At 73.1% G+C, this 25,286-nt stretch carries 28 protein-coding genes, 1 pseudogene and 1 riboswitch; of the genes and pseudogenes, 17 read left to right on the forward strand and 12 right to left on the reverse strand.

The window, feature by feature from the left end:
• The first annotated feature begins 39 nt into the window (after positions 1-39).
• Complete coding sequence (gene galT, locus AAEP86_RS02040; protein WP_420368904.1) at positions 40-1,137, forward strand: galactose-1-phosphate uridylyltransferase; 1,098 nt, start codon at positions 40-42, stop codon at positions 1,135-1,137.
• Positions 1,134-2,270 (forward strand): galactokinase, encoded by a 1,137-nt coding sequence (gene galK / locus AAEP86_RS02045; RefSeq protein WP_420368905.1) that lies wholly within the window; start codon positions 1,134-1,136, stop codon positions 2,268-2,270. The genes galT and galK overlap by 4 nt, the downstream gene beginning before the upstream one ends.
• 99 nt (positions 2,271-2,369) lie before the next feature.
• On the opposite strand, the gene AAEP86_RS02050 is transcribed toward galK, so the two are convergent.
• The 3 genes from AAEP86_RS02050 to glyA form a co-directional block, all read right to left on the reverse strand.
• The gene (locus AAEP86_RS02050) at positions 2,370-2,876 is read right to left on the reverse strand and encodes a hypothetical protein (RefSeq protein WP_420368906.1); all 507 of its coding nucleotides are present in this window, start codon (positions 2,874-2,876) and stop codon (positions 2,370-2,372) included.
• Positions 2,877-2,986: 110 nt separating this feature from the next.
• Positions 2,987-3,898: a tetrahydrofolate dehydrogenase/cyclohydrolase catalytic domain-containing protein gene (locus AAEP86_RS02055; RefSeq protein ID WP_420370431.1), complete on the reverse strand. Its 912-nt coding sequence runs from the start codon at positions 3,896-3,898 to the stop codon at positions 2,987-2,989.
• 38 nt (positions 3,899-3,936) lie between these two features.
• Positions 3,937-5,238, reverse strand: a complete 1,302-nt coding sequence (gene glyA / locus AAEP86_RS02060; RefSeq protein WP_420368907.1) for a serine hydroxymethyltransferase — start codon at positions 5,236-5,238, stop codon at positions 3,937-3,939.
• Between the two features lie 53 nt (positions 5,239-5,291).
• A riboswitch (ZMP/ZTP riboswitch) is annotated at positions 5,292-5,375 on the reverse strand.
• A gap of 39 nt (positions 5,376-5,414) precedes the next feature.
• Here glyA and clpS point away from each other — a divergent pair.
• On the forward strand, positions 5,415-5,714 hold the full coding sequence (gene clpS / locus AAEP86_RS02065) for an ATP-dependent Clp protease adapter ClpS (protein ID WP_420368908.1): 300 nt from the start codon (positions 5,415-5,417) through the stop codon (positions 5,712-5,714).
• Positions 5,711-6,187 carry a DUF2017 family protein gene (locus AAEP86_RS02070; RefSeq protein WP_420368909.1) on the forward strand — a complete coding sequence of 159 codons (477 nt, stop codon included), beginning with the start codon at positions 5,711-5,713 and terminating at the stop codon, positions 6,185-6,187. The genes clpS and AAEP86_RS02070 overlap by 4 nt, the downstream gene beginning before the upstream one ends.
• Here AAEP86_RS02070 and AAEP86_RS02075 read toward each other — a convergent pair.
• Positions 6,171-7,061, reverse strand: a complete 891-nt coding sequence (locus AAEP86_RS02075; protein ID WP_420368910.1) for an NmrA family NAD(P)-binding protein — start codon at positions 7,059-7,061, stop codon at positions 6,171-6,173. The two genes, AAEP86_RS02070 and AAEP86_RS02075, sit on opposite strands and share 17 nt — an antisense overlap.
• A gap of 55 nt (positions 7,062-7,116) precedes the next feature.
• Between AAEP86_RS02075 and AAEP86_RS02080 the strand changes: the two genes are divergently transcribed.
• From AAEP86_RS02080 to AAEP86_RS02125, 10 genes and pseudogenes are all read left to right on the forward strand, one after another.
• On the forward strand, positions 7,117-7,572 hold the full coding sequence (locus AAEP86_RS02080; protein ID WP_420368911.1) for a MarR family winged helix-turn-helix transcriptional regulator: 456 nt from the start codon (positions 7,117-7,119) through the stop codon (positions 7,570-7,572).
• A 98-nt stretch (positions 7,573-7,670) separates the two neighbouring features.
• Positions 7,671-8,096: a MarR family winged helix-turn-helix transcriptional regulator gene (locus tag AAEP86_RS02085; protein ID WP_420368912.1), complete on the forward strand. Its 426-nt coding sequence runs from the start codon at positions 7,671-7,673 to the stop codon at positions 8,094-8,096.
• Positions 8,093-9,502 carry an MFS transporter gene (locus tag AAEP86_RS02090; protein WP_420368913.1) on the forward strand — a complete coding sequence of 470 codons (1,410 nt, stop codon included), beginning with the start codon at positions 8,093-8,095 and terminating at the stop codon, positions 9,500-9,502. Before AAEP86_RS02085 ends, AAEP86_RS02090 begins: the two co-directional genes overlap by 4 nt.
• Before the next feature lie 184 nt (positions 9,503-9,686).
• Positions 9,687-10,556: a formyltetrahydrofolate deformylase gene (purU, locus tag AAEP86_RS02095; protein WP_420368914.1), complete on the forward strand. Its 870-nt coding sequence runs from the start codon at positions 9,687-9,689 to the stop codon at positions 10,554-10,556.
• A gap of 8 nt (positions 10,557-10,564) precedes the next feature.
• Complete coding sequence (locus tag AAEP86_RS02100; RefSeq protein ID WP_420368915.1) at positions 10,565-10,972, forward strand: YrdB family protein; 408 nt, start codon at positions 10,565-10,567, stop codon at positions 10,970-10,972.
• 14 nt (positions 10,973-10,986) lie between these two features.
• The gene (gene nagA / locus AAEP86_RS02105; protein WP_420370432.1) at positions 10,987-12,159 is read left to right on the forward strand and encodes an N-acetylglucosamine-6-phosphate deacetylase; all 1,173 of its coding nucleotides are present in this window, start codon (positions 10,987-10,989) and stop codon (positions 12,157-12,159) included.
• A 2-nt stretch (positions 12,160-12,161) separates the two neighbouring features.
• On the forward strand, positions 12,162-12,890 hold the full coding sequence (locus tag AAEP86_RS02110; RefSeq protein WP_420368916.1) for an HAD family hydrolase: 729 nt from the start codon (positions 12,162-12,164) through the stop codon (positions 12,888-12,890).
• A 60-nt stretch (positions 12,891-12,950) separates the two neighbouring features.
• Positions 12,951-13,565, forward strand: coding sequence for a pyroglutamyl-peptidase I (gene pcp, locus AAEP86_RS02115; RefSeq protein WP_420368917.1), 615 nt, complete (start codon positions 12,951-12,953; stop codon positions 13,563-13,565).
• The gene (locus AAEP86_RS02120) at positions 13,558-14,031 is read left to right on the forward strand and encodes a hypothetical protein (protein ID WP_420368918.1); all 474 of its coding nucleotides are present in this window, start codon (positions 13,558-13,560) and stop codon (positions 14,029-14,031) included. The genes pcp and AAEP86_RS02120 overlap by 8 nt, the downstream gene beginning before the upstream one ends.
• Positions 14,032-14,340: 309 nt before the next feature.
• Positions 14,341-14,422 (forward strand): annotated as a pseudogene (locus AAEP86_RS02125) (YkvA family protein); the annotation flags it as partial.
• 151 nt (positions 14,423-14,573) lie between these two features.
• Here the strand turns inward: AAEP86_RS02125 and AAEP86_RS02130 are convergent.
• From AAEP86_RS02130 to AAEP86_RS02140, 3 genes are all read right to left on the reverse strand, one after another.
• Positions 14,574-15,050 carry a DUF4396 domain-containing protein gene (locus tag AAEP86_RS02130; protein ID WP_420368919.1) on the reverse strand — a complete coding sequence of 159 codons (477 nt, stop codon included), beginning with the start codon at positions 15,048-15,050 and terminating at the stop codon, positions 14,574-14,576.
• Between the two features lie 149 nt (positions 15,051-15,199).
• On the reverse strand, positions 15,200-17,647 hold the full coding sequence (locus AAEP86_RS02135; protein ID WP_420368920.1) for a GH92 family glycosyl hydrolase: 2,448 nt from the start codon (positions 17,645-17,647) through the stop codon (positions 15,200-15,202).
• A gap of 94 nt (positions 17,648-17,741) precedes the next feature.
• The gene (locus AAEP86_RS02140) at positions 17,742-18,656 is read right to left on the reverse strand and encodes an SDR family NAD(P)-dependent oxidoreductase (RefSeq protein ID WP_420368921.1); all 915 of its coding nucleotides are present in this window, start codon (positions 18,654-18,656) and stop codon (positions 17,742-17,744) included.
• 79 nt (positions 18,657-18,735) lie between these two features.
• Here AAEP86_RS02140 and AAEP86_RS02145 point away from each other — a divergent pair, with 79 nt between their 5' ends.
• A complete protein-coding gene (locus AAEP86_RS02145) occupies positions 18,736-19,305 on the forward strand; it encodes a TetR/AcrR family transcriptional regulator (RefSeq protein WP_420368922.1) in 570 nt (189 codons plus the stop codon).
• Here AAEP86_RS02145 and AAEP86_RS02150 read toward each other — a convergent pair.
• Entirely contained in the window at positions 19,266-19,550 is a 285-nt protein-coding gene (locus AAEP86_RS02150; protein WP_420368923.1) for a hypothetical protein, read from the reverse strand. The genes AAEP86_RS02145 and AAEP86_RS02150 overlap by 40 nt on opposite strands.
• 45 nt (positions 19,551-19,595) lie before the next feature.
• On the opposite strand from AAEP86_RS02150, the gene AAEP86_RS02155 reads away from it, so the two are divergent.
• Positions 19,596-20,783, forward strand: coding sequence for a MalY/PatB family protein (locus tag AAEP86_RS02155; protein ID WP_420368924.1), 1,188 nt, complete (start codon positions 19,596-19,598; stop codon positions 20,781-20,783).
• A 9-nt stretch (positions 20,784-20,792) separates the two neighbouring features.
• Here AAEP86_RS02155 and nagB read toward each other — a convergent pair whose 3' ends face one another.
• Positions 20,793-21,578 carry a glucosamine-6-phosphate deaminase gene (gene nagB / locus AAEP86_RS02160; protein ID WP_420368925.1) on the reverse strand — a complete coding sequence of 262 codons (786 nt, stop codon included), beginning with the start codon at positions 21,576-21,578 and terminating at the stop codon, positions 20,793-20,795.
• A 60-nt stretch (positions 21,579-21,638) separates the two neighbouring features.
• On the opposite strand from nagB, the gene AAEP86_RS02165 reads away from it, so the two are divergent.
• Positions 21,639-22,118, forward strand: a complete 480-nt coding sequence (locus tag AAEP86_RS02165; protein WP_420368926.1) for an NUDIX hydrolase — start codon at positions 21,639-21,641, stop codon at positions 22,116-22,118.
• A gap of 223 nt (positions 22,119-22,341) precedes the next feature.
• Here the strand turns inward: AAEP86_RS02165 and AAEP86_RS02170 are convergent, their stop codons facing one another.
• From AAEP86_RS02170 to AAEP86_RS02180, 3 genes are read right to left on the reverse strand one after another with little or no spacing between them, the layout of a single operon-like run.
• Positions 22,342-23,412 (reverse strand): ABC transporter ATP-binding protein, encoded by a 1,071-nt coding sequence (locus AAEP86_RS02170; RefSeq protein WP_420368927.1) that lies wholly within the window; start codon positions 23,410-23,412, stop codon positions 22,342-22,344.
• Positions 23,409-24,308: an ABC transporter permease gene (locus AAEP86_RS02175; RefSeq protein WP_420368928.1), complete on the reverse strand. Its 900-nt coding sequence runs from the start codon at positions 24,306-24,308 to the stop codon at positions 23,409-23,411. The genes AAEP86_RS02170 and AAEP86_RS02175 overlap by 4 nt, the downstream gene beginning before the upstream one ends.
• Entirely contained in the window at positions 24,305-25,285 is a 981-nt protein-coding gene (locus AAEP86_RS02180) for an ABC transporter permease (RefSeq protein WP_420368929.1), read from the reverse strand. Before AAEP86_RS02180 ends, AAEP86_RS02175 begins: the two co-directional genes overlap by 4 nt.
• Between the last annotated feature and the right edge of the window lies 1 nt (position 25,286).

Below are 25,286 nucleotides of genomic sequence, written 5' to 3' on the forward strand. Positions count from 1 at the left end.
GACTTTCGCAACGCTTCGGATGGAGGGTAGGGTGGGCCGGTGATCACCAAGCGCGCGACGAAGCTGGCGGACGGCCGCGACCTCATCTACTTCGACGACGCCGACTCGACGCTGCCGGAGGAACGCAGCATCGACGAGCGCGTGCTGGACCCGCGTCCCGAGACGGCGCGGATGCGGCAGGACGTGCTCACCGGCGAGTGGGTGTCCATCGCGGCGTCCCGGCAGAACCGGGTGTTCCTGCCGCCGGCCGACCAGGACCCGCTCGCTCCGCAGACGGCCGCCAACCCGTCCGAGATCCCGAGTCGCTACGACGTCGCCGTGTTCGAGAACCGGTCGCCGTCCTTCGGGCCGCTGCTCGAGGCGGACGACGCACCCACGTCGCTCGAGTCACTCAGCGACGTCGGCCTGAACCGACAGCTCCGGAGCGTCGGTCGCTGCGAGGTCGTCTGCTTCTCGCCGGAGACCTCCGGGTCCTTCGCGTCGATCTCCGAGTCGCGGGCGCGCACGGTCGTCGAGGCCTGGGCCGACCGCACGGCCGCGCTCTCCGCGATGCCCAGCATCCAGCAGGTCTTCCCGTTCGAGAACCGGGGCGAGGCGATCGGCGTCACGCTGCACCACCCGCACGGGCAGATCTACTCGTACCCCTACGTCACGCCCCGCACGCAGCGGCTGCTCGCGAGCATCGAGCGGTTCGGCCCCGACCTGTTCGAGCAGCACCTGGCGAACGAGCGCGCGTCGGAGCGGGTCGTCCTGGCGGGTGAGCACTTCACGGCCTTCGTGCCGTTCGCCGCGCGGTGGCCGATCGAGATCCACATGCTGCCGCACCGCCACGTGCCGGACTTCGCCGAGCTGACCGACGCCGAGAAGGACGAGCTGGCGCACATGCACCTCCGGCTCACCCGCGGGCTCGACGCGCTCTACGGCGACCCGACCCCGTACATCGCCGCGTGGCACCAGGCCCCGGTGCACACGGCCCGCGACACCGTGCGCCTGATGCTGCAGATCACCTCGCCGCGTCGTGCGGCGGACAAGTTGAAGTTCCTGGCCGGCAGTGAAGCCGCCATGGGCGCCTGGATCGGGGACCTCGTCCCCGAGAAGGCGGCCGAGTTCATCCGAGGAGGGATCGAACGCGCATGACGTTCCAGCAGGTCTACGGGTACGAGCCCACGGTGCAGTACTCCGCCCCGGGTCGGGTCAACCTGATCGGTGAGCACACCGACTACAACGACGGGTACGTGCTGCCCTTCGCGATCGACCGACGGACGACCGCGTCGATCGCCCCGCGCGAGGACCGGGTCCTGCGCGTGGCCTCGGCCTTCGAGCCGGACGCGGTGCACGAGCTCTCCCTCGACGACCTCGACCCGTCGCGCATGAACGGCTGGTCGGCGTACGTCTTCGGCATCGCCTGGGCCCTTCGCGAGCAGGCCGGCGCCGACCTGACCGACACGACCGGGTTCGACGTCTTCATCGACTCCGACGTGCCGGTAGGAGCAGGCTTGTCCTCCAGCGCTGCGATCGAGTGCGGCATCGCCCTCGCCTTCAACGACCTCTGGGACCTCGGACTCGACCGCAAGGCACTCGCCCGGGTCGGCCAGTACTCCGAGAACCACGCCGTCGGCGCCCCCACCGGGATCATGGACCAGTCCGCGTCGCTCCTCGGTGAGCAGGACGCCGTCGTGTTCCTCGACTGCCGCACGCTCGACACCGCCGTCGTCGACCTGGCACTCGAGGCGAACGGCCTCGAGGTCCTCGTGATGGACACCCGGGTCGAACACGCCCACGCCACCGGCGGCTACAAGGCTCGTCGCGACTCGTGCGAACGCGGCGCGCAGGTGCTCGGTGTCGAGGCCCTGCGGGACGTGTCGGTGGAGGACCTCCCGCGTGCGCAGGAACTCCTCGACGACGAGACGTTCCGACGCGTGCGGCACATCGTCACCGAGGACCAGCGGGTCCTCGACACGGTGCGCACGCTGCGCGAGCAGGGTCCGCGGGCGATCGGCTCGCTGCTCGTCGCCTCGCACGAGTCGATGCGCGACGACTTCGAGATCTCCGTGCCCGAGCTCGACCTCGCGGTCGCCACCGCGATGGAGCACGGCGCAGTGGGTGCGCGCATGACCGGCGGCGGCTTCGGCGGTGCTGCCATCGCGTTGGTCGACCGGGAGGCGCGTGGCGACATCGCCGCGGCCGTCACGTCCGCCTTCGCGGCGGCCGGGTACCGCGAGCCGAACCTCTTCACCGTGCACGCCGCGCAGGGCGCTCGGCGCGACTGAGGGGCCGCGCCGCCGCGACTCGGCCGGGCGGACAGTTTCGCGGCGCTCGACCCGCGGAAGTGTCCGCCGAGGCGCGACTCGGCCGGGCGCCAGCGCGCCTCAGCGCGTCATGTGCCCCGTCGTCACCGTCACGCCGCCCCCGGGGAAGCCCTGCGGGTGCACCACCCCGTGCTGGATCTGGTCCATCACGACGGAGCCCTGCCACATGCCGTAGACCAGCACCCCGGCGACGACGCAGACCGGCACCGCCAGGCACGCCGCCCACCGGACCACGTCGCCCAGGGCGCGGTACCCGAACCGTTCGAGGGTCGGCGGTACGAGCACGCCGACCGCCACCACGAGCACCAGGACGACCGTGACGACCGGCGCCGAGTGACCCTGCGCGGTCACGGTCAACGGTGCGGTCGCGACGACGTTCCCGTCGTCGTCGATCCAGTGGCCGGCGGCGTCCACCCCGCCGTGGTCGATCGAAGCGCTCCAGCTCGTCAGCGTCCCCGACACGACGAGCGCGATGACGCCCGCCAGTGCGAGGCCCCACGCTCGCGGTCGGAGCTTCCGTCCTGATGGTGCCATCACGGGCGCGGTGAGCAGCCGGTCGTCCCCCATGCGGCGACGGTAGCACCCACCGGTCCCGCGCGCGGTGCCCACGGGACAGGCGGGGCGGAGGCGAGCCGCGCCTCCGCCCCGATCGACGTGTCCCGCGGCGACCAGCCGACTCAGTGCAGGTGCCGCTCCGCCGCCTCGACCACGTTCTTCATGAGCATCGCGCGGGTCATCGGGCCGACCCCACCCGGGGTCGGCGACAGGAACCCGGCGACGGAGGCGACCGCAGGGTCGACGTCGCCGTGCAGCTTCGCCTTGCCGGTGTCCGGCGAGACCACACGGGTGATGCCGACGTCGATGACGGCTGCGCCCGGCTGCACCCAGTCGGGCTTGACCAGACCGGCCACACCCGCCGCCGCGACGATGATGTCCGCCCGCCGGCACTCGGCGGCGACGTCCTCGGTCAGCGAGTGGGTGAGCGTGGCGGTCGCCTCGAGCCGCGTGAGCAGCAGGCCGAGCGGGCGACCGACGGTCAGGCCCTGGCCGATGATCGTGACGTGTCGGCCCCGGATCGGGACGTCGTACGCCTCGAGCATGGCGACGATGCCCCGGGGCGTGCACGGCAAGGGCGCGTCGATCGTGCCGGCGCCGCCCGGGACGGCGAGCACGAGCTCACCGAGGTTGGTCGGGTGCAGGCCGTCGGCGTCCTTCGCCGGGTTCATCAGCTCGAGCATCGGGGTCGGGTCGATGCCCTGCGGCAGCGGGAGCTGCACGATGAACGCGGTGACCCGGGGGTCGTCGTTCATCTGCAGGATCGCGGCCCGGATGTCGGCGGCCGACGCGGTCTCCGGGAGGTCGATGCGGACCGAGTCGAGCCCGATCTGCGCCGAGTCGCGGTGCTTGCCCGCGACGTAGGAGACCGAGCCGGCGTTCTGCCCGACCATGATCGTGCCGAGTCCCGGACGGAACCCGTGGTCGTGGAGCCGGTCGATCCGGAGCTTCAGGTCGTCGAGCGTGCGGGCGGCGAGGGCGGTGCCGTCGATGCGGACGGCCGAACCCTCGCCAGCCCAGTGCTCGCGGGGCAGCGCGGCGGGACCGGTCGGCAGACCGGCGGTGGTGTCGGTCACGCGTACAGCGGGAACGCGTCGGTGAGGGCCTTCACCCGAGCCGAGAGCGCCGCGATGTCGGGGTTCGGCATGAGCGTCAGCGCGATGATGTCCGCGACCTCGGTGAACTCGGCGTCACCGAAACCGCGCGTCGCGAGCGCCGAGGTGCCGATGCGGACACCGGAGGTGACCATCGGCGGGCGCGGGTCGAACGGCACGGCGTTGCGGTTCACGGTGATGCCGACCTCGTGCAGCAGGTCCTCGGCCTGCTTGCCGTCGACCTCGGACTCGCGCAGGTCGACGAGCACCAGGTGCACGTCGGTGCCGCCGGTGAGGACGTCGATGCCGGCGCCCTTCGCGTCGGCCTGGGTGAGCCGGTCGGCGAGCAGACGGGCGCCGCGGAGGGTGCGCTCCTGGCGGTCCTTGAACTCCGGCTGGCCGGCGAGCAGGAACGCGGTGGCCTTGGCGGCGATCACGTGCATGAGCGGGCCGCCCTGCTGGCCCGGGAACACCGCGGAGTTGAGCTTCTTGAAGAGCGACTCCTCGTTGGACAGGATGATGCCCGAGCGGGGACCGGCGAGGGTCTTGTGCACCGTCGAGGAGACGACGTGGGCGTGGGGCAGGGGCGACGGGTGCAGGCCCGCGGCGACGAGCCCGGCGAAGTGTGCCATGTCCACCCAGAGCGTCGCGCCGACCTCGTCCGCGATCTCGCGGAACTTGGCGAAGTCGAGCTGGCGCGGGTACGCCGACCAGCCGGCGATGAGGACCTTCGGCTGGTGCTCGATCGCCTTCGCGCGGATGTCGTCGTAGTCGACCTCGAAGGTCTCGGGGTCGACGCCGTACGACACAGCGTTGTAGATCCGGCCGGAGAAGTTGAGCTTCATGCCGTGGGTCAGGTGGCCGCCGTGGGCGAGCTCGAGGCCCAGGATGGTGTCCCCGGCGGAGGCGATGGCGTGCAGGACCGCGGCGTTCGCGCTGGCGCCCGAGTGCGGCTGGACGTTCGCGTACGCGGCGCCGAACAGGGCCTTGGCGCGGTCGATGGCGAGCTGCTCGGCGACGTCGACGAACTCGCAGCCGCCGTAGTAGCGCTTGCCCGGGTAGCCCTCGGCGTACTTGTTCGTCAGGACGGAGCCCTGCGACTCGAGCACGGCTCGGGGGACGAAGTTCTCGGAAGCGATCATCTCGAGGGTGTCGCGCTGACGGCCGAGCTCCTGCTGCAGGACGGCGGCGATCTCGGGGTCGACGTCGCTGAGCGGGGCGTTGAAGGCGGCGCGGGCGGAGCCGGCGGCGGCCACGGGGGGCAGGTCGGTGATGGACACGGTTCTCCTACGTGGGTTGGCGACGACCCTGAGGTCGCGCACGGACGATCGGTCGGTGCAGCCCAGGCGTACGGCCGCGCACCGTGTCAGGTGTCGCTTCCCGATGGTGACCCATCCAACGCCAGTCGCGACCTGTCGATCGTACCGAGGCAGCCGGTTCGTGTCACCCTGGTTGCATGACCCTGCTGACGCCCGACGTGGACGAGCGCACCGACGTCGAGGTCTCGGTGCGACCGGACTCCCCGTGGGTCGCGGTCGTGTGGGACGACCCGGTGAACCTGATGTCCTACGTCACCTTCGTCTTCCAGCAGCACTTCGGGTTCCCCCGCGCGACGGCCGAGCGCTTGATGCGTCAGGTGAACGACGAGGGCCGGGCGATCGTGGCCACCGGCCCGCGCGAGGCGATGGAGGCCCACGTCGAGGCGATGCACGGCTACGGCCTGCAGGCCTCCGTGGACAGGGCCCCGACCCCGTGATCCCGTTCGTCCGCCGGGCCGACGGCATCCACCTCGGCATGTCCTCCGGCGAGCGCTCCGTCCTGTCGTCGCTCACGGAGCAGTTGCAGCAGGTGCTCGAGGGCGACCTGTCGTCGGACCCGGTCGCGACGCGGATGTTCCCGGACGCGTACCGGGACGACGCCGAGGCGAGCGCCGAGTTCCGTCGGTGGACCGAGTCGGACCTCGTGGCCCAGAAGACGACGAACGCGTCGATCGTGCACGCGTGGCTGACCGGGGCGCGGGACGGGGCGTTCGACGCGGAGGACGAGCAGGCCTGGCTCCGCTCCCTGACGGACCTCCGGCTGACCATCGCGGAGCGGCTCGGGATCGTCGACGCCACCACCGAGGAGCAGTCCTACCGGTCCGACTCGGGCGTCGGGCTGCGGGACGTCTACGACTGGGTCGGGTACGTGCAGGAGCACCTCGTCGAGACCCTCACCTCCGGTCGCTGAGGAGACGGGAGCGGTTCGCCCGGGCCCACTCGGCCAGCGAGGTCGGCGGCGTCCCGGTGATGCGCTCGACCGCGTCCGTCCGGGCGTCGACGCCGTCGAGACCGTGCCGGGCGACCCGGCCGAACTGCTGCCGGAGGCCCTCGGCCTGCCACGACGGCGCACCGGTGAGTCGGAGGAGGGCCGAGAACGCCCGACTCGGCAGGTGCAGGTAGCGGACGCGGCGCCCGAGTCCGTCGGACAGCGCCCGCGCGACCCCGCGCCCGTCCAGCAGTTCCGGTCCGGTCAGCACGGGTTCCGCACCGACGTGCTCGCCGCGCAGCAGGACGGTGGCGGCGACGCGGGCGATGTCGGCGGTGTCGATCCAGGCGATGCCCCCGCGCCCCATGGTCTGCGGGAACACCGAGCGACGGATCGCCGGGGCCGAGGACACCAGGTTCGTCATGAACCCCGAGGGGTGCAGGATCGTCCACTCGAGGCCGCTCGCACGGACGTCGTGGTCGACCTCCCAGACCGCCTTCGCCCACGGCATCGGTGAGTGCTCGGCGGCGTCGCCACCGGAGAGGTGCACGACCGCCCGGACACCGGCCGACCGGGCGGCACGGACGGCGCTCGCACCGTGCGCGTACTGCTGCTCGGTCGCCGCGGTGACGAGGAAGAGCTGGTCGACCCCGTCGAGCGCGCTCGTCAGCGCGGCGGTGTCCCCGAGGTCGGCAAGCCGTGCCTCGATGCCACGTCGACGGAACGCCTCGACCTGTTCCTGCCGGCGCACGACCGCGCGCACCGGCACCCCGGCGTGGTGCAGCCGGTCGATCGTCTTCCCGCCGACGTCGCCGGTCGCGCCGGTGACGGCGATGATCCCCGTGGTGTGCTGCATCGTTCCTCCTGGTATCAGTTTCCTGATACTCAACGCTACGCCGTACGCTGTCGCCGTGCCCGGTGACCTCCCAGTGACGCGCGACGACATCGACACGATCGCCGCGTGGACGGTGATCCGGGCGGCACGCGAACTGGCGCGGCGCCTCGCGGTGGAGCTCGGTCCACTCGACCTCTCCCCCGTCGAGTTCGGCGTCCTGGTCCAGCTCGCCGCCGCGGACGGACTGAGCCAGGCCGACCTGGCCCGCGCGGTCGGCATCCGACCACAGAGCATGACGACCCTCGTCGCCGCACTGCACGGCCGCGGCCTGGTGGACCGCGGCACCGAGCGTGGTCGCGGACGAGCGTCCCGGATCACCCTCACCACCGCGGGCGGGGAACTCCTCGCACGCGCGCACCCGCTGGTCCTCGCGAGCAACGACTGGTTCGGCGACCAGGGCGCGGTCGCGCTGGTGACCGCACTGCGCCCGCTGCTCGCGGACACGACCGGTCCGGCGGACACGCTGCCGTGACGGCCGGGAGGCGCGGCGCGGCCCCGTCGGACACCCTCGGTCAGACCGATCGACAGTCTTCCTTGCAAGGTCACCTGGCAAAGTAGTACCGTGGTGGTATGACCAGTCCGGACGCCGCCGACCTCGCCGGCGACCTGCTCACGATCCACGGGCGCATCCGTCGCACCCTGCTCACCGGCAAGGCCGACGAGGTCACCGCCTCCCAGACCGCAGCCCTCGGTCGGCTCCTCCGCCACGGGGAGAGCACGGTGGCCGACCTCGCCCGCGCCGAGGGCGTACGGCCACAGTCCATGGGGGCCACCGTCCAGGCGCTCGTCGACCTCGGCCTGGTCGAACGCCGCCAGGACCCGACCGACGGCCGCCGCACCCTGGTCCGTGCGACACCGGCCGGCGCCACCGCCCGGGAGGACGCCTGGTCCGCCCGCAGCCGGGTCCTCGCCGAACGGCTCGCGGCGCTCTCCGCCGACGACCGCGACACGGTCGCCCGGTCGCTCCGCATCCTCGGGCCCGTGGTCGAACCGTGACCGCCACCGCCTCCACACCGGTCTCCCCCGCGCCCGGGTCCGAGGGCAGCGGCTTCGGTCCGAAGCTCCTCGTCCCCGTCCTGGTCGGCCCGCTGCTCAACCCGATCAACACAACGATGGTGTCGGTCGCGCTGGCGCCGATCTCCCGCGACCTCGGCATCGGCGCCGCGCAGGCGATCTGGCTGGTCGCGGCCCTCTACCTGGCGAGCGCGATCGCCCAGCCGACGATGGGCAAGCTCGCCGACCGGTTCGGCCCGAAGAAGGTCTTCCTGACCGGACTCGTCATCGTCGGCGTCGCCGGCGTCGTCCCCGAGGTCCTGACGGGCTTCGGTGGCGCCGTCCTCGCCCGCGTGCTCATCGGCATCGGCACCTCGTCGGCGTACCCCGCCGCCCTGACGACGCTCCGGCAGCACTCGCTCCGGATCGGGAAGCCCACGCCGTCGCTCGTGCTCGGCGCGCTGTCGATCACCTCGCTCGTCTCGGCCGCCGCCGGGCCGCCCCTCGGCGGTGCGCTCATCGCCGCGTTCGGCTGGCACGCGATCTTCCTCGTCAACGTCCCGCTCGCCGCGTTCGGCATCGTCGTGTCCGCGCTCTGGCTGCCGTCCGACCGGCTCCGGCCACGAACCGACGAGGACCTGCCCGTGCTGACGGCGCTCGACCCGTTCGGCATGCTGCTCATGACGGGGACGGTCTCGGCGCTGCTGGTGTTCCTGCTCGACCTCTCCGCCGGGCTCTGGTGGCTGCTCGGTGTCGCGGTCGTCCTGCTCGTCGCCCTCGTGCTCTGGGAGCTCCGTGCCGTCCGGCCGTTCGTCGACGTGCGCATGCTCGCCCGCAACGGAGCGCTGTCGCGGACCTACGTGCGACTGTTCCTCGTCTACCTGCTGGCGTACACGATGACCTACGGGTTCTCGCAGTGGGTGCAGGACGTCGCGGGCTACCCGAGCGACGTCGCCGGGTACATGCAACTGCCGGCCGCGATCGTCGCAGGGGTCGCGTCGTTCCTCATCGCGCGGAAGACCGCCGTGCGCGGGCCCCTCGTCGTCGCCGCGGTCGTCCCCGTGGTCGGCGGGGCGCTCCTCCTGCTGCTGCACAGCGGGTCCCCCGTGTTCCTGCTGGTGCTCGCGCCGGCTCTGTTCGGTGTGCCGCAGGCCCTGGCGTCCGTGTCCAACCAGGCGGCGCTGTACCGCGTCGTGCCGTCCGAGTACATCGGCACTGCCGCCGGGCTCTCCCGCACGAGCGTCTACATCGGCGCGATCGCCGCGTCCTCGCTCATCGGCGGCGTCTTCGGCCAGGCACCGACCACGCCGGACCTGCACGTCCTGGCGTGGGTGATCGTCGGCGTCGCCGTGCTGCTGAGCGTCCTCACCATCGGCGACCGGGCGCTCGCGGAGCGGGCGCCGCGCTGACGCGGCCCTCCGCGGAGCCGGCGAGCGGCGACGGCGCCCACCGCGGAGCCGACGCGACCCGCAGCGGAGCCGGATCGGCGCCGACGCGACCGGTCCGCCGGTGCCGCACCGCGCCTCCAGGCGGGTTCTCCACAGGTGGCCCGACCCGACGGAACGGGCCGCGCGCGCCCGGTACCCTGAACCGGTGACCGACCCGATCGAGCCGACCCCCACGCACTGGACCCTCACGCTGGTCTGCGACGACCAGCCCGGGATCGTGCACGCCGTCTCCGGAGCGGTGGTCGCGGCGCACGGCAACATCACCGAGTCGCAGCAGTTCTCGAGCGTCGACACGAACACGTTCTTCATGCGCCTGCAGGTCATGGCGCCCGTCGACCGCGAGACCTTCGAGGAAGCCCTCGCCCCCGTGACCGAGCGCTACGACGCCCGCGTGCAGCTCGACGTCGTCGGGCGTCCGCTGCGCACGCTCGTGCTCGTGTCGAAGGCCGGACACTGCCTCAACGACCTGCTGTACCGGCAGCGCGGCGGCCAACTGCCGATCGAGGTCCCGCTGGTCCTGTCGAACCACCCCGACCTCGCCGAGCTGGCGGCGTTCTACTCGGTCCCGTTCGAGCACCGCCCGGTCACCGACCACGAGTCGAAGCAGCAGATGGAGCAGCGCCTCCTCGAAGCCGTCGACGAGCACGACATCGAACTCGTCGTCCTCGCCCGGTACATGCAGATCCTGTCGCCCGGCCTGTGCGCGGCGCTCGAGGGCCGGGCCGTGAACATCCACCACTCGTTCCTCCCCGGCTTCAAGGGAGCGAACCCGTACCGACAGGCGCACGCGCGCGGCGTGAAGCTGATCGGCGCGACCGCGCACTACGTGACGAGCGACCTCGACGAGGGGCCGATCATCGAGCAGAACGTCGTGCGCGTCGACCACACGAAGGACCCCGCCGAACTCGTGTCCATCGGCCAGGACGAGGAGTCCCGCACGCTCACCCAGGCGGTGCGCTGGATCGCGGAGGACCGCGTCCTCCTCGACGGCGCCCGCACGATCATCTTCAAGTAGGCAGCACCATGACGAACGCCCCGCAGTCCCCCGTCGACTGGGGAGACGTCCCCGACCCGTCGGCAGTCGGTCGGCCCCACCGGGAGTTCGACGGCTGGAAGCTGCTGCGGATCGTCGTCTGCACCGTCGGCCTGCTGTCGTTGGCGACGTGGGGCTACTTCGCGTGGCCGTTCCCGATGCCGGGCATCCTGTTCATGATCGGTGCGCCGGCGTTCGCCGCCGTCGTCTGGTACCTGTTCCGCTCGCCGGCGTCGCCGATCGAGACGGACGTGGTCGGCAAGACCATCGTCGAGGTGGCCCTGGTGATCGCCGCCGGGGCCTGCTGGCTCTCGATCGGGCACCCCGTGGTCGGGTTGGTCTTCGTCCTGGTCGCGGCACTGTCGGGTGTGGTGCAGTTCCGCAAGGAGACCCGGTGAGCGGGGCCGGACCGGTGCCGCCGGTCACGTCGGTCCCGTCCGCCGCTCCGGAGGCGCGAAGCACGCTGGTCCGGTCGAGTCGCGTCGTCGACGTGGCAGGCTCCACCGCGGACGGCTGGGTCCTCGTCGTCGGCGACACGATCCGCGCCGTCGGCTCCGGCACCGAGGCGCCCGCCGCCGACGACGTCGTCGACCTCGGCGACGCCGTCCTGACGCCGGGCTTCATCGACCTGCACGGCCACGGCGGCGCGACCGAGGCCTACGAGGACGACTCCGTCACGGCGGCCCTCGCCGTGCACCGGGCCCACGGCACGACCCGCTCGGTCCTGTCCCTCGTCGCGAACCCGGTGCCCACCCTGACCACCTCGCTCGCGCGGTTGCGGTCCGTCACGGACACCGACCCGCTCGTCCTCGGTGTCCACCTCGAGGGCCCGTTCCTCTCACCGCACAACAAGGGCGCACACAACGCGTCGTACCTGGTCGACCCGTCGCCCGTGGCCGTCGACGCCCTGCTGTCGGCCGGTGCCGGGGTCCTGCGACAGGTGACCATCGCACCCGAACTCCCGGGAGCACTCGACGCCGTCCGGCGCTTCGTGTCGGCCGGGGTCGTCGTCGCCGTCGGCCACACCGTCAGCACGTACGACCAGGCCCGCGCGGCGTTCGACGCCGGTGCGACGCTGCTCACCCACGCCTTCAACGCGATGCCCGGACTCCACCACCGCGCCCCCGGACCGATCGGCGCCGCGGTGGCCGACGACCGGGTCACGCTCGAACTCATCCTCGACGGCGTGCACGTGCACCCCGTCGTCGCCTCGACGCTGATGCGCGCGGCCCCCGGCCGGGTCGCCCTCATCACCGACGCCATGGGGGCCGCCGGCGCCGAGGACGGCTCGTACCGCCTGGGGTCGCTCGACGTCACCGTGACGGACGGGGTCGCGCACGTCGCCGGCACCGACACCATCGCCGGCTCGACCCTGACGCAGGACGTGGCACTGCGGAACGCGGTCGCCCACGCCGGACGGTCGCTGCCCGACGCGGTGGCAGCGCTGACCAGCGTGCCCGCCGCCGCACTGGGGTTCGGCGACCGGCTCGGGCGGCTCGCACCGGGCTTCGCGGCGGACCTCGTGGCGCTGTCGCCGGACCTCGAGGTGCGGCGCGTGTGGGGTGCCGGGCGCGAGGTGCGCTGACGGTGGGGTCGCTGCGAGCCGTCGGCTTCGACCTCGACGGCACGCTGTTCGACCACCGTGGTGCCGCCGCGGCCGGTGCCACCGCGTTCGTCGAGGGCCTGGGGGCCGTGGCCACCGCCGACGTGCTCCGTGCCTGGTCGACGGCCGAGCACGAGCAGTTCGAGCGCTGGCGTCGCGGCGAGATCGACTTCCGCGAGCAGCGGCGGGAGCGTCTCCGCGCCGTCCTGCCGATGATCGGCCACGCCGTCCCCACCGATCCCGGCCGACTGGACGCGCTGTTCGAGGACTACCTGCACGCGTACCGCGCGGCGTGGACGGCGTTCCCCGGCAGCGCGGCGCTGTTGCGGGAGCTCCGGGCGCGGGGGTTCCGGCTCGGCCTGCTCACGAACGGGACCGAGGAGCAGCAGCGCGACAAGCTGGTCCGGGTCGGCCTGGACGGGGCGTTCGACGTCGTCTGCACCTCCGAGCGCATCGGCGTGCAGAAGCCCGGTGCGCGGGCCTTCACGACCCTCGCCGAGGAGCTCGACGTCGATCCGAGCGACTGCCTGTTCGTCGGTGACAGCGTCGAGCACGACGTCGTCGGCGCGCGCGGGGCCGGCATGCGGGCGGTGCTGGTCGACCACGCCGCCGCCGGTGGAGCGGACGTCCGGTCCCTCGTGACGTCCGCCATCGCCGCGGCGCTGACGGAAGGGTCCGACGGGGACCGACACCGTCTCAGTGGAAACGCCTGACTCGTCGGCGAGCGCCGTCGAGGGGGCGACGGCGCGGACGGCGCTTCGTACGCTGACCGCATGACCACGATCCTGCTGACCGGGTTCGAACCGTTCGACGGCGCCGACCGCAACCCCTCCTGGGACGCCGTCTCCCGGGTCGCGGCCGACTGGCGGGGCGACGAGCGCGTCGAGGCGCTGCTCCTGCCGGTCGCCTTCGAACGCTCGGTCGCCGCGCTCACCCGAGCGGTGGACGACCTCGGGCCGGACCTCGTCGTCGCCGTCGGGCTGGCCGAGGGGCGGGCTGCCATCACCCCCGAGCGCGTCGCCGTGAACCTGGACGACGCCCCCGCGCCGGACGCCGACGGCGCCCAGCCCGTCGACGCACCCGTCCGGCCCGGAGGCCCGGCTGCGTTCTTCACCTCGCTCCCGGTCAAGCGGATGGTCGAGTCCGCACGCGCCGCCGGTGCACCCGCGGCCCTGTCGAACACCGCGGGCGGGCACGTCTGCAACCACGTCTTCTACGCGCTGCAGGAACTCACGGCGGACCGCCCGACCCTCCGGTCCGGGTTCGTGCACGTGCCGGCGACCCCGGAGACGCGGACGAGCGGCGACTCGCCGAACGCGGTCCCGCTCGACGTGATCGTGTCCGGGCTCGAGGCCGCGGTGCACGCCGCCGTCGACGACCGTGGATGACCTCCGGACCGACGGCTACGGACTCGAGGACCGTCGGAAGCACCTGGACATGGTCCAGGCCGTGGTCGCCCGGCTGGCCGGGGCATCGGCCGTCACGAAGGGCTGGCAGCTGCCCGTCGTCACCGCCGCCTACGGGTACGCCGTGGCGCAGCAGGCGTGGCGCGTCGCGATCGTCGGGGTGGGGTTGACCCTCCTGCTCGCCTCGGTCGACGCCCGGTACCTGCGGCAGGAACGGGCCAACCGTGCCCTCTTCCGCGGCGTCGCGCGGGGTGTCGTCCGCGACTACGACATGGACGTCGATCGCTACCTCGGCCGGTCGGACGGCGACGCGACCGGCGGCCGCGACGAGGACTCCACCTGGCGCGGCGTGCTCACGTCGGGCAGCATCGGCTGGTTCTACGGGCCGGTCCTCGCCGCCGGGGTGCTCGCGGCGGTCACCGCGGCGGCCGCGGCGGCCGCGCACTGAGTCGACGTCGGCCGCCGAGCCGACGCCCAGCGGCGAGCACGGGCACGGGCACGGGCGACCCGCCGCCGCGGCCGCGATACTGGTCCGGTGAACTGGTGGTCCGTCCTCGTCGCGGTCGTCTGCGGCGTGCTGCTCCTGTGGGGCGCCGTGGTGGTCGCGCTGCTCGTCGCCGCCTGTCGTTCCGGTGAGCGGGTCCGGCTGGTGCAGGCGCTCCGACTCGTCCCCGACGTGGTCCGGCTGCTCCGTCGCCTCATCGGCGACCCGACGGTGCCGCGCGGTGTCCGGGTGGCACTGGTCGCCCTGCTGGCCTACCTCGTGTCACCGATCGACCTGGTGCCCGACGTCATCCCGGTCATCGGGTACCTCGACGATGCGGTCGTCGTCGCCCTCGTCCTGCGGTTCGTGACCCGTCGAGCAGGGGCGGACGCCCTGACACGGCACTGGCCCGGATCCCCGGAGGGTCTCCGGGCGCTCCGCTCGGCGGTCGGTCTGCCCGCCGTCTGACCTCGGCCGCCGGAGTCGTACCGGCGCAGGGCTCGGGATCAGTGGTGCCCGTGGACCACCGCGTGGCCGAGTCCGCGGCGCATCATCCAACGGTTCACCGGGGTGGTGACGACGAACGCGAGCGCGAGGGAGAGCACGAGGGAGCCCCAGAACAGCCAGTCGGACAGCTGCGCCTCCATCGCCCCGGGGATCGCGACGACGACGGTGTTGTCGATGAGTTCCATGACGGCGATCGACACGGTGTCGGCGGCCAGCGCGATCTTCACGGCCGACGCCACGCTCGCACCCGAACGCAGGACACCGCGCATGGTGAGCGCGTAGCCGAAGACGAACGCGAGGACGACGGACAGGACGATCGTGCCGGCGTTGTGCATCCCCGTGGCGGTGCCGATCACCATCCCGAGGACCTCGCCGACGGCGCACCCGGTCAGGCAGTGCAGGGTCGCCTGGGCAGCCATCGCCCATCCGACCCCGGTCGTCCCGCCGTGCTCGGCGTGCTGGTCGTGGGTGGTCATCCTGCTTCCCTCCGCTCGGTCGCCGGCGGTCCGTCACCGGTCCGCTGGTGGTACCCCACCGGGGTACCCGGGGAGTGCAACGCCCGGGGCGTCCCGGTGTTCCCGGCGCGCCGCAGCCGCCACGCGGTGCCGAGCCCGCTCCCGGGGCGTCACCGGTCCACCGGTCGCCCGCCCACCTCGCTCGCCCACGCGGTGTCGGGGGTGGCGCCGACGCGCAGCGACAGGGTGCCGCCGCGGTTCACGAACGAGGACGGCACCCACGACCGGTCCAGCGTCCGGCCGTCGAGCCGGGCGCCCTGCACGTAGGGCTCGGTGCTCGACGACCGGATGACGATCCGCTGGCCGCTCGACCGGCGGATGTCGACCGTGCTGAACGTCGGGCTCCCGATGAGCATGTCGGCCCGTCCCGGCGTCTGCGGGTACAGCCCGATGGAGGCGAAGACGTACCAGGCGCTCATCGTGCCGAGGTCGTCGTTGCCCGGCAGACCGTCGGGCCCGGTGCCGTAGGCGTCGTCGACGACCCGGCGGACGGTCTCCTGCGTCTTCCAGGGCTGCCCGAGCGCGTTGTACATCCAGGGCGTGTGGATGTCCGGTTCGTTCGTCGGGTCGAACTTCGTGGAGTCGCCGCCGGTCACGGCCCAGTCGCCGGCGGCGTCGTGGAAGAAGGCGTCGAGGCGCGTGACGGCGGCGGCATCGCCGCCGAGCGCGGTGGAGAGCCCGTGGACGTCCTGCGGGACGAGCCACGTGTACTGCGCGCTGGTCCCCTGCGCGAACCCGGTCTGCGTCGACGGCGACCAGCCCGGTGTCCACGAGCCGTCGGCCTGCCGAGCGGCCTGGTACCCGACGGCCGGGTCGAACGTGTTCTTCCAGTACGTCCCCCGGGCGGCGAACATCCGGGCGTCCGACCGCAGCCCGAGCGACGCCGCCCAGGAGCCGAGGGCGCTGTCCGAGATCGAGTCCTCGAGGGTCTCGGCGGCGCCGCCCCAGCACGAGCAGTCGTCGTTCGCCGCGTAGTGCCGCTGCAGGTACTCGTCGAGTGCCGGCCGCTGGGCGAGGCACTGGCCGGGGCAGCCGATGTCGCTCTCCGCGTCGGCGTTCTCCACGGTGGCCTGCCGCCGCAGCGAGTCGTAGGCCGCGCGGACGTCGAAGTTCCGCACGCCCATCGCGTACCAGGTCGCGAGCGTCGCGGCCGAGGGGTCGCCGGTCATCACGTGGGTGGGCGCTCCGAGGTGGAGCCACCGGTCCCACACGCCGCCGTTCTGCTGCGCGAACCGCAGCATCGACTGGGCCATGTCCCCGGCGACGTCCGGCCGCAGCAGGGCGAGCAGCTGGATCTGTGCCCGGTACTGGTCCCAGCCCGAGTAGGTGCCGTAGACGGCGCGGTGTCCGGGATCGATGCGGTGCACCCGCAGGTCGGGCCCGAGGTAGCGACCGTCGCGGTCGTTCAGCGTGTTCGGCTGCATGAGCGCGTGGTACACGGACGTGTACAGCTGCGTCGTCCGGTCGGCCGTGCCGCCACCGACCCGGATGCGGGACAGTTCCCGGTTCCAGGAGGCGCGGGTCGCCGCCGCCACGCTGGCGACGGTCGACCGCCTGCCGATCTCCCCGTCGCGGTTGGCCGCCGCTCCTGCGGCGCTCACGTAGGAGATGCCGATCTTCGCGCGCACGGTGGCACCGCGACGCGCGTCGAACCCGACCCACGCACCGGACCCGCGGCCGGCACGGTCGGCGCCGGTGAGGTAGCCCTCCCCACCGGAGGAGGACGTGCCTCCTGGGCGGACGGTCCCGTCCACCCAGGTCCCGGTGCTCGTGAACGGCCGGTCGAAGGTGGCCGTGAAGAACAGGCGGTAGTAGCTCCGACGGTCCGGGTTGGTGGCACCACCGCCGTTCGCGCGGCGGCTGCAGAAGCCACCGGTCAGGACGCTGCCGCTGACCGTGCGGGTGCGGGCGTCCACGCGCGTGGTCGCCGCCTCGCTGCCGTTGATCGAGTTCGACGTGCGGAACAGCAGGTTCGCAGCCTGCCCGGCGGGGAACGCGAACTCGCCGACGCCGGCGCGGGTCGTGACGGCGAGGTCCGTGCGGACGCCGTTGTCGAGGCGCACCGAGTACCGACCGGGGCTCGCGGACTCCTGGTCGTGGGAGTACCCGGCGGCGTACACCGCGTCGGTGCTGTCCGCGGAGGGTGACGTCGTCACCGGCGTCGTCACGGGCATGATCGGCACGTCGCCCGCCGCTCCCGGGGCGCACCCGGCGCCGTTGAGGTGGGTCAGGCTGAACCCGCGCAGGCGGTCCACGTCGTACGAGTAGCCGTTCGCGACCGGGGTCGACGTCTGGTCCCCGGCGGTGCCGGTCGGGCTCCACTGGAGCATCCCGAACGGTGCGGTCGCGCCCGGCCAGGTGTTCCCGTCGCCGCTCGTGCCGATGAACGGGTCGACCGACCGGGCCGGGCCGGTGACGGTCCGGCCGCCCTGCGTGGTGGGCGAGGCCGTCGCGGGAGCGGCCACGATCCCCGTGCCCAGCAGGGCGGCGACCACGGCGGCCGCGGCGAGCGGCAGCGGACGGAGGAGCGGGCGACGGTGCACGCGAGATCGGTTCACGTCGGCGACGCTAGACCCCTCGGACGGGGGACGCGCGCCGGGTCACCGGGCGCTCCCCCGTTGTTCACGTGCGGTTCCGGTGCGACTGCCGCGATCAGGCGTCTGCGCGGTCGACCACCTCGTCGACGAAGGCCCGCACCCGCCCGCGGAACACCGGGTCCGCCGCCGCACCCCGGACCGGCACGACGTGGAGCCGAGGATCGGACCGCCGGAGCGCCGGCCCGACGAACACGCCCTCCCGGACGCTCGGCGCGGTCGCCGCCCACAGGGACGACCGTGCGCCGTCCTCGGGGGTGCGGGCCGCGAGCCGTGCGATCCTGCCCGCGAGCTGCGCGAGCCGCGTCTCCGCCTGCCCGTTCATCCCGGTCGCGGCGATGCCCGGGTGGGCGATCACCGAGCGGACCACCGAGCCGGACGACGCAGCGGGACCCGCGGCCCGCAGCCGCTCCCCGAGCTCGACGGCGAGCGCCGCCGCCGCGGTCTTCGACGCCGTGTACGCGGCGAACTGTCGGAAGCGGCCGGGGTCGTCGACGGCGTCGAGGTCGGGGACTCGGGAGGTCCGCTGCGACAGGTTCGACCCGACGAGGACCACGCGCGGCGACGGACCGCCGAGGACGGGCAGCATCGCGTCGGCGAGTACCGCCGGACCGACGACGTTCGTCGCCCAGGTGCGCTCGACCCCGTCGACGCCGAGCTCGAAGCGGGCCACGGACACCCCGGCGTTGTTGACGAGCGCGTCGACGACGACCCCGTCGTCCGCCAGTCGCCGGGCGAAGGCGCGGACGGAGGCGACGGACGCGGTGTCGACGAGCCGCGCCTCCAGGCCGGGCACGGACGGCAGGACGCGAGCCGCCTTGTCGAGGTCGCGCACCCCGGCGACGACGCGTGCGCCGGCGGCGGCGAGGGCGGTGGCGAGCACCAGGCCGAGACCGCCGGTCGCTCCGGTGACGACGACGGTGCGACCGCGTTGGTCGGACATCTCCTCGGGGTCCCACTCGAACGTGTCCATGGTCGTCTCCTGCTCGTCCCGTGGTCACCCGAACGGATGATCCATCCGGAACGTTAGCACAACCGGATAGGGTGTCCACATGACCGTCGCGATGGCTCGACCCGACTCGCTCCGCGCCGACGCGCAGCGCAACCGGACAGCGCTGCTCGACGTGGCCCGGGCGCACCTCGAACGGGGCGAGCCCGCCCTGCTCAACGCCGTCGCGCACGAGGCCGGCGTCGGTGTCGGCACCGCCTACCGGCACTTCCCGTCGCAACAGCACCTGCTCGAGGCCCTCGCGATCGACGCGCTCGAGGAGATGCTCGACCGCGTCCGCGACGCCGTCGCCCTGCCCGGGACCGACGACGCCCTGCGCGGCGTGGTCCACGAGGCGTTCCGCGGCATGGTGCGGGACCCCGCCCTCGGCGACCTGCTGACCGGCGGCGGGTTCTCGTGTGCCGACACCGTCGAGCTCGCCGGGGACCTGGTCGTCTCGATCGAGGAACTCCTCGCCAGGGCGCGCGCCGAGGGGCTGGTGCGTGCCGACCTCGGCGCCGACGACCTGCGTCGGCTGCTGTGCGGGATGCGGAGCGCGGCGGTCGCCGGGGGCCTCGTGGCGGACCCCGAGCGCTACGCCGAGGTGCTGCTCGCCGGACTCCGGCCGGTCTGAGCGGAGCCGTCGCGGGTCGGAGCCGTGACCACCCGGAGCGCGACGAGCACCCCGAACCCGCAGACGGCGAGCGCCGCCACCGCGACGGCGACGTACGCCGCCTCGGTCACGGCCCCGTCGTACGCCGCCTCGTCGAGCCACGCCAACCCGGCGACGACGATCGCCACGCCGATCGCGACGCTGCCCGCGGTCGTCAGCACCGCGTCGCGCACGGCGCGAAGGACGACGAGCGAGTGGTGGGACACACACCGATCCTCCCGCAGGACGGCGACCGCTGTCAGGATGGGGCCATGAGCGTCATGGTCTCCCTCTTCGATGCACGCCGCACCCGCACCAGCGAGAAGTACACGGCCTACCCGCCGGACGTGCTGCCGATGTTCGTCGCCGAGATGGACAGCATGCTCGCCGAGCCCGTCCGCGAGGCCCTCGTCGCCGCCGTCACGAACGGCGACACCGGGTACGTCGGCCACGGCCGGGCACTGCCCGAGGCCTTCGTCGACTTCGCCGAGAGCCGCTGGGGGTGGCACGTCGACCCGGACCTCGTCCGGACCACCACGGACGTCTCGGTCGCCGCGGTCGAGACGCTCCGTCGGGTCATCGAGCCGGGCGACCAGGTGGTGATCATGCCGCCCGTCTACCCGCCGTTCTGGGAGTACGTGACCGAGGCCGGTGGCTCGGTGACCGAGGTGCCGCTCCTCGCCCCGGAGGGCCCCGCAGACCCGTTCGACACGACGGCCGGCTGGCGGATGGACCTCGACGGCATCGCCCGGGCCTTCGCCGACGGCGCGCGGACCGTGCTGCTCTGCAACCCGCACAACCCCCTCGGCCTGGTGCACGACCGGGACGCCCTGGCCGCGCTCGCCCGGCTCGCGGCAGAGTGGGACGCCGTGGTCGTCTCGGACGAGATCCACGCCCCGCTCGTCCACGCCGACGCCACCTTCACGCCGTTCCTCGACTCCTGCCCTGAGGCCGCGCAGCTCGGTGTCGCCCTCACGAGCGCGAGCAAGGCGTGGAACCTCGCCGGCACCAAGTGCGCGCTGATGATCGGCGCCTCGGACCGCTCCCGGGCGTGGTTCGACGGGATGCCCAGCGAGGTCGTCGAACGCACCGGCATCCTCGGCTACACCGCCAGCATCGCGGCCTTCAGCGAGGGCGAGCCCTGGCTGGCGTCGCTGCTGACCGAGCTCGCGGCGAACCGGCGGACGCTCGCGGAACGCATCGGGGAGGTGCTCCCCGGCGTCGGCTACCGGCAGCCGCAGGCGTCCTACCTGGCGTGGCTCGACCTGCGGGCACTGCCGTGGGGAGAGGACCCCGCGCGGCTGCTGGTCGACGAGGCGAAGGTCGCGCTCGGCAGCGGACCGGACTTCGGTCGGCAGGGCGCGGGCTTCGCGCGCCTCAACTTCGGGTGCTCCGCGGAGACGCTCGACGAGGGGCTCGGCCGCCTGCACACCGCGTGGTCGCAGCGCACGGGCGGCTGAGCCGGACGCTCACTCGAACTGCTGCCAGGCCGGCTTGTTCGCGTACGTGTAGCGGTAGTAGTCGGCGAGGCGCAGGCCGGCGGCCGCTTCCTCGTCGACCACGACGGTCGCGTGCTCGTGCAGCTGCAGTGCGGACCCGGGCACGAAGGAACTGAGCGGGCCCTCGACCGCGGCGGCGACGGCGTCCGCCTTCGACGACCCCTGCGCAACGAGGACGAGCTCGCGGGCATCGAGGATCGTGCCGAGCCCCTGCGTCATGCAGTGCGTCGGCACCTGGTCGAGCGAGTCGAAGAAGCGGGCGTTCGCCTCGCGGGTGGAGGGAGCGAGGGTCTTGATGCGCGTGCGGGACGCGAACGAGGACGTCGGCTCGTTGAACCCGATGTGTCCGTTCGCCCCGATGCCGAGGATCTGCACGTCGACACCGCCCGCGGCACGGATCGCGGCGTCGTACTCCTTCGCCGCGAACTCGAGGTCGGCGGCGCGGCCGTCGGGCACGCGCACCCGGGACGGGTCGAGACCGAGCGGCACGGTCACGTCGCGGGCGATGACGCTGGCGTAGGACTCGGGGTGCTCGAGCGGGATCCCGACGTACTCGTCGAGGGCGAACGCGCGGGCCTCGGCGAAGGAGATCTCCCCCGCCTCGACGCGACGACGGAGGTCGGCGTAGATGCCCTGCGGGCTGGACCCGGTGGCGACACCGACGACGGCGGACGGCTTCTTCGCGACGACGGAGGCGATCTTGGCCGCGGCGACGCGACCGACCTCAGCCGGCGTGGGCAGGATGATGATCTCCACGCTCCCACCATACTGGTCATGACCAGTCGACGACAGGTCTCGGGTGGGTAGCGTGGCGGCATGCCGACTCCCGACTTCGTCCTGTCCCTGCGGTCGCGGATCGGGACCGACCCGCTCTGGCTCACCGGCGTGACCGCCGTCGTCACCCGCGGCTCCGGAGCCGGACGGGAACTCCTCGTGGTCCGTCGTGCGGACACCGGCGCGTTCACCCCGGTCACCGGGATCGTCGACCCCGGCGAGGAGCCGGCGGTCGCCGCAGAGCGCGAGGTCCTCGAGGAGGCCGACGTCGTCGCCGTCGCCGAACGCCTGGCGTGGGTGCAGGTGCTGCCGGAGATGACGTACGCGAACGGGGACCGGGCGCAGTACCTCGACCTGGTCTTCGCCTGCCGGTACGTGTCCGGGGAGCCCTTCCCCGCCGACGGCGAGAACACCGAGGCGTTCTGGGCGCCGGTCGACGACCTGCCGGCGATGTCGACGAACATGCGGGCGCGTGTCGAGGCGGGGCTGTCCGACGAGGTCGCGACGCGCTTCCAGCGCTGACCGCGCGGCGCCGCTCGGCCGAGCGAACCGCGCGGCACTTCTCGCGAAAGCGACAGGCTGCCGCCGACGGTCGGCGCGGAACTGTCGCTTCCGCGGCAGGGACGGCGCGGCCTGGAGGCACGGTGTCGCTTTCCCGCGTCGGTCCCGCGGCAGGGACGGCGGGGTCTGGAGGCGCGGTGTCGCTTCCGCACGACAGTCCCGCCAGCGCGCCAGCGCGCCCGCGCTACCCGAGCGGCGCCACCGCCACCGGCGCGCCGAGCAACCGCAGGGCGACCCCGTCGCCGGCCGCGCGGCGGTCGCCGACCTCGTGCTGCACGGTCACCACCGTGTCGTCGTCGAGCCGGACGGTCGTGCGCCGGATCGACCCGAGGAAGCTCGACGACACGACCGTGCCGGTGACGCCGTCATCGGCGAAGGCGACGTCCTCCGGCCGGACGTACGCGAGCACCGGCCCGTCCGGTACCGAGCCGTCGAGCGCCGGCACCCGGAACCCGTACACGAACACGTCGTCGCCGCGCAGGTCACCGCGGAGACGGTTCGACTGGCCGACGAAGTCCGCGGTGAACGCCGAGGACGGCGAGCGGTAGAGCTCCTCGGGCGTCCCGACCTGTTCGATCCCGCCGGCGTTCATGACGGCGATGCGGTCGGAGACGGCGAGCGCCTCCTCCTGGTCGTGCGTGACGAACACGGTCGTGATGCCGAGGTCGCTCTGGATGCGGCGGATCTCGTCGCGGAGGGACACCCGCACCTTGGCGTCGAGGGCGGACAACGGCTCGTCGAGCAGCAGGACGCGCGGACGGGTGACGAGGGCCCGCGCGAGGGCGACGCGCTGCTGCTGCCCGCCGGAGAGCTGGTGCGGGTACCGGTCGGCGAAGTCGGCGAGGTGCACCATGTCGAGCGCGTCGATCACGCGTTCGCGGCGCGCCGCGGCCGGGACGCGGCGCATCTCGAGGCCGAATGCGACGTTCTGCCGCACCGTCATGTGCGGGAACAGCGAGTACTGCTGGAACACCATCCCGATGTCCCGCTTGTCCACGGGCACCCGCGAGACGTCGGAGCCGTCGATGCTGATGGTGCCGGCGTCGACGGCCTCCAGTCCGGCGAGGGCACGGAGCGCCGTGGTCTTCCCGCAGCCGGACGGTCCGAGGAGCGACACGAACTCGCCCGGCTCGATGCGGAGGGACAGGCCGGCGAGGGCACGGTGGTTGCCGTACCGCTTCTCGACGGCGACCAGTTCGACGGTCGCACCGGTCGTGGTGAGCGACGCGGGGGCTGCGGGGGCGGTGACGGTCACTGGGACTCCTTCTGGGGGCGCCCTCGGCGCGGGCGGTGGCCGGTACCGGACCGTCGGGTCCCGATCCGACCGATGACGACGAGCAGCACGAAGCCGAAGACGAGCGCGCCCAGCGAGAAGATCGCCGCGACGTACGGATCGGTCGACTGCACGAGCAGGAGCGCCGTCTGGAAGGTCGTGCGGGACAGGAACGAGGCGAGGGTGTACTCCCCCAGGACGACCGTGATCGTGAGGAAGCACGCGGCCGTGATCCCGCGGCGCAGGTTGGGCAGGAGCACCCGCCACGTCACCGTCCACCACGAGGCGCCGAGCGAACGGGCGGCCTCGGTCAGGACGGTGATGTCCATCGCGGTGATCGCCGCGGCGATCGGTCGGAAGGCGAAGGGCAGCGCGATGATGCCGATCGCGAAGGACAGCGTCCATGCCCCCGACCCGAAGACCTGTGCGACGACCTGGTAGACGGGGATGAAGCCGACGACGAGCACGACGACCGGGACGGTGATCGGCACGATGCAGACGAACTCGAGCACCCGGCGGAGCCGCGGGTACCGGAGTGCGGTGACGACCTGCGCGGGCAGGAGCACGAGCAGCACGATCGCCACCGCGATGACCGCGATGACCAGCGAGGCGCCGAGGCCGTCGAACACCGGCTGGTAGGTCGCGGCGTTCACCGGGTCCGCGATCGCACGGTAGTGCGCGAGGGTCAGGCCGCCGTCGGTGCCCTGGCGGAAGGTGAACTGCGCGAGGGCGACGAGCGGGACGGCGAACACGAGGCCGACCGCGACCAGCACGATCGCGGCGGTGACCCGTGACGGGGCCGCGCCGAAGCGGGGGACGCGAGCCGCGCCTCCTGGCCGGCGGTCCGCTGCGACGGGCGCACCGGTGGTCGCGGTCATCGCTGCCACCTCGCTGCCCGTCGCTGGAGCAGCGAGTAGGCGCCCATGACGACGGCCATCACGACGACCATGCCGAAGGCGAGCACCCCGGCGACCTTCTGCAGGCCGATGATGGTCTCGCTGGTGAGCTGCGTGCGGATCGTCAGGGGCACGATGCCGCCCTGTGAGATGAGGGCGGCCGCGGTCGCGAACGACGAGAACCCGTTCGCGAAGAGGAGCAGCAGCGAACCCCAGAACGCGGGCGCGAGCACGGGCAGCCCGATGCGGCGCCAGTACGTCGCGCGTGAGGCGCCGAGCGTGGCCGCGGCCTCGCCCCACTGGGTCTTCACGCCCTCGAGTGCGGGCATGAAGGTCAGCACCATCAGCGGCACCTGGAAGTAGACGTAGGGGATCACGAGCCCGGGCACCGTGTACAGGAAGGCCCCGTCCGCGTTGAGGTCGACGTGGAAGGCGGCGACCAGCCACGTGGTGACGAGCCCCTGGGCGCCGATCGTCGCGATGAACGCGAACGCGAGCATGACCCCGCCGAACTGGGCGAGGACGCTCGCCGCGGAGTCGATCATCGACCGGACGATCCCGTCCGGTCGGAGGGCGGCGAGCGCCCAGCACACCAGCGCGCCGATCACCGCGCCGATCACGGCCGACACCGCGGACAGCGCGAACGAGCCGCCGAAGGCGCGCAGCACCGAGGGGTCGGCGAAGGCGGCGGTGTTGGCGAGCGTGAACGAGCCGGAGCCGTCGAGGAACCCGCTGCCGACGGCGATCACGGCGGGGACCGCGAGGAAGAGCAGCACGTACGCGGCGAACGGGGTGAGGCCGAGCCACGCGACGCCGCCGCGACGCCGGACACGGGGTCCGGCGTCGCGGCGGGCGGTGGCACCGGCGGCGGCCGCCGGGGCGGGGGCCGCGCTGGAGGCGGCCGGCCCGGCGGTGACGGGGGCGGCGGGTGCCGCCCCCGGTGCCGATGCGGTGGTCATG

Origin of the sequence: Curtobacterium sp. L1-20, assembly GCF_048755855.1 — a bacterium.
Classification (GTDB): domain Bacteria; phylum Actinomycetota; class Actinomycetes; order Actinomycetales; family Microbacteriaceae; genus Curtobacterium.

Excerpts from the sequence above, each read along its gene's own strand:
- galK (WP_420368905.1), top strand. The coding sequence starts at position 1,134 with ATGACGTTCCAGCAGGTCTACGGGTACGAGCCCACGGTGCAGTACTCC.
- AAEP86_RS02050 (WP_420368906.1), bottom strand. The coding sequence starts at position 2,876 with ATGGGGGACGACCGGCTGCTCACCGCGCCCGTGATGGCACCATCAGGA.
- clpS (WP_420368908.1), top strand. The coding sequence starts at position 5,415 with ATGACCCTGCTGACGCCCGACGTGGACGAGCGCACCGACGTCGAGGTC.
- AAEP86_RS02075 (WP_420368910.1), bottom strand. The coding sequence starts at position 7,061 with ATGCAGCACACCACGGGGATCATCGCCGTCACCGGCGCGACCGGCGAC.
- AAEP86_RS02085 (WP_420368912.1), top strand. The coding sequence starts at position 7,671 with ATGACCAGTCCGGACGCCGCCGACCTCGCCGGCGACCTGCTCACGATC.
- AAEP86_RS02100 (WP_420368915.1), top strand. The coding sequence starts at position 10,565 with ATGACGAACGCCCCGCAGTCCCCCGTCGACTGGGGAGACGTCCCCGAC.
- pcp (WP_420368917.1), top strand. The coding sequence starts at position 12,951 with ATGACCACGATCCTGCTGACCGGGTTCGAACCGTTCGACGGCGCCGAC.
- AAEP86_RS02130 (WP_420368919.1), bottom strand. The coding sequence starts at position 15,050 with ATGACCACCCACGACCAGCACGCCGAGCACGGCGGGACGACCGGGGTC.
- AAEP86_RS02140 (WP_420368921.1), bottom strand. The coding sequence starts at position 18,656 with ATGGACACGTTCGAGTGGGACCCCGAGGAGATGTCCGACCAACGCGGT.
- AAEP86_RS02145 (WP_420368922.1), top strand. The coding sequence starts at position 18,736 with ATGACCGTCGCGATGGCTCGACCCGACTCGCTCCGCGCCGACGCGCAG.
- AAEP86_RS02155 (WP_420368924.1), top strand. The coding sequence starts at position 19,596 with ATGAGCGTCATGGTCTCCCTCTTCGATGCACGCCGCACCCGCACCAGC.
- AAEP86_RS02165 (WP_420368926.1), top strand. The coding sequence starts at position 21,639 with ATGCCGACTCCCGACTTCGTCCTGTCCCTGCGGTCGCGGATCGGGACC.
- AAEP86_RS02175 (WP_420368928.1), bottom strand. The coding sequence starts at position 24,308 with ATGACCGCGACCACCGGTGCGCCCGTCGCAGCGGACCGCCGGCCAGGA.
- AAEP86_RS02180 (WP_420368929.1), bottom strand. The coding sequence starts at position 25,285 with ATGACCACCGCATCGGCACCGGGGGCGGCACCCGCCGCCCCCGTCACC.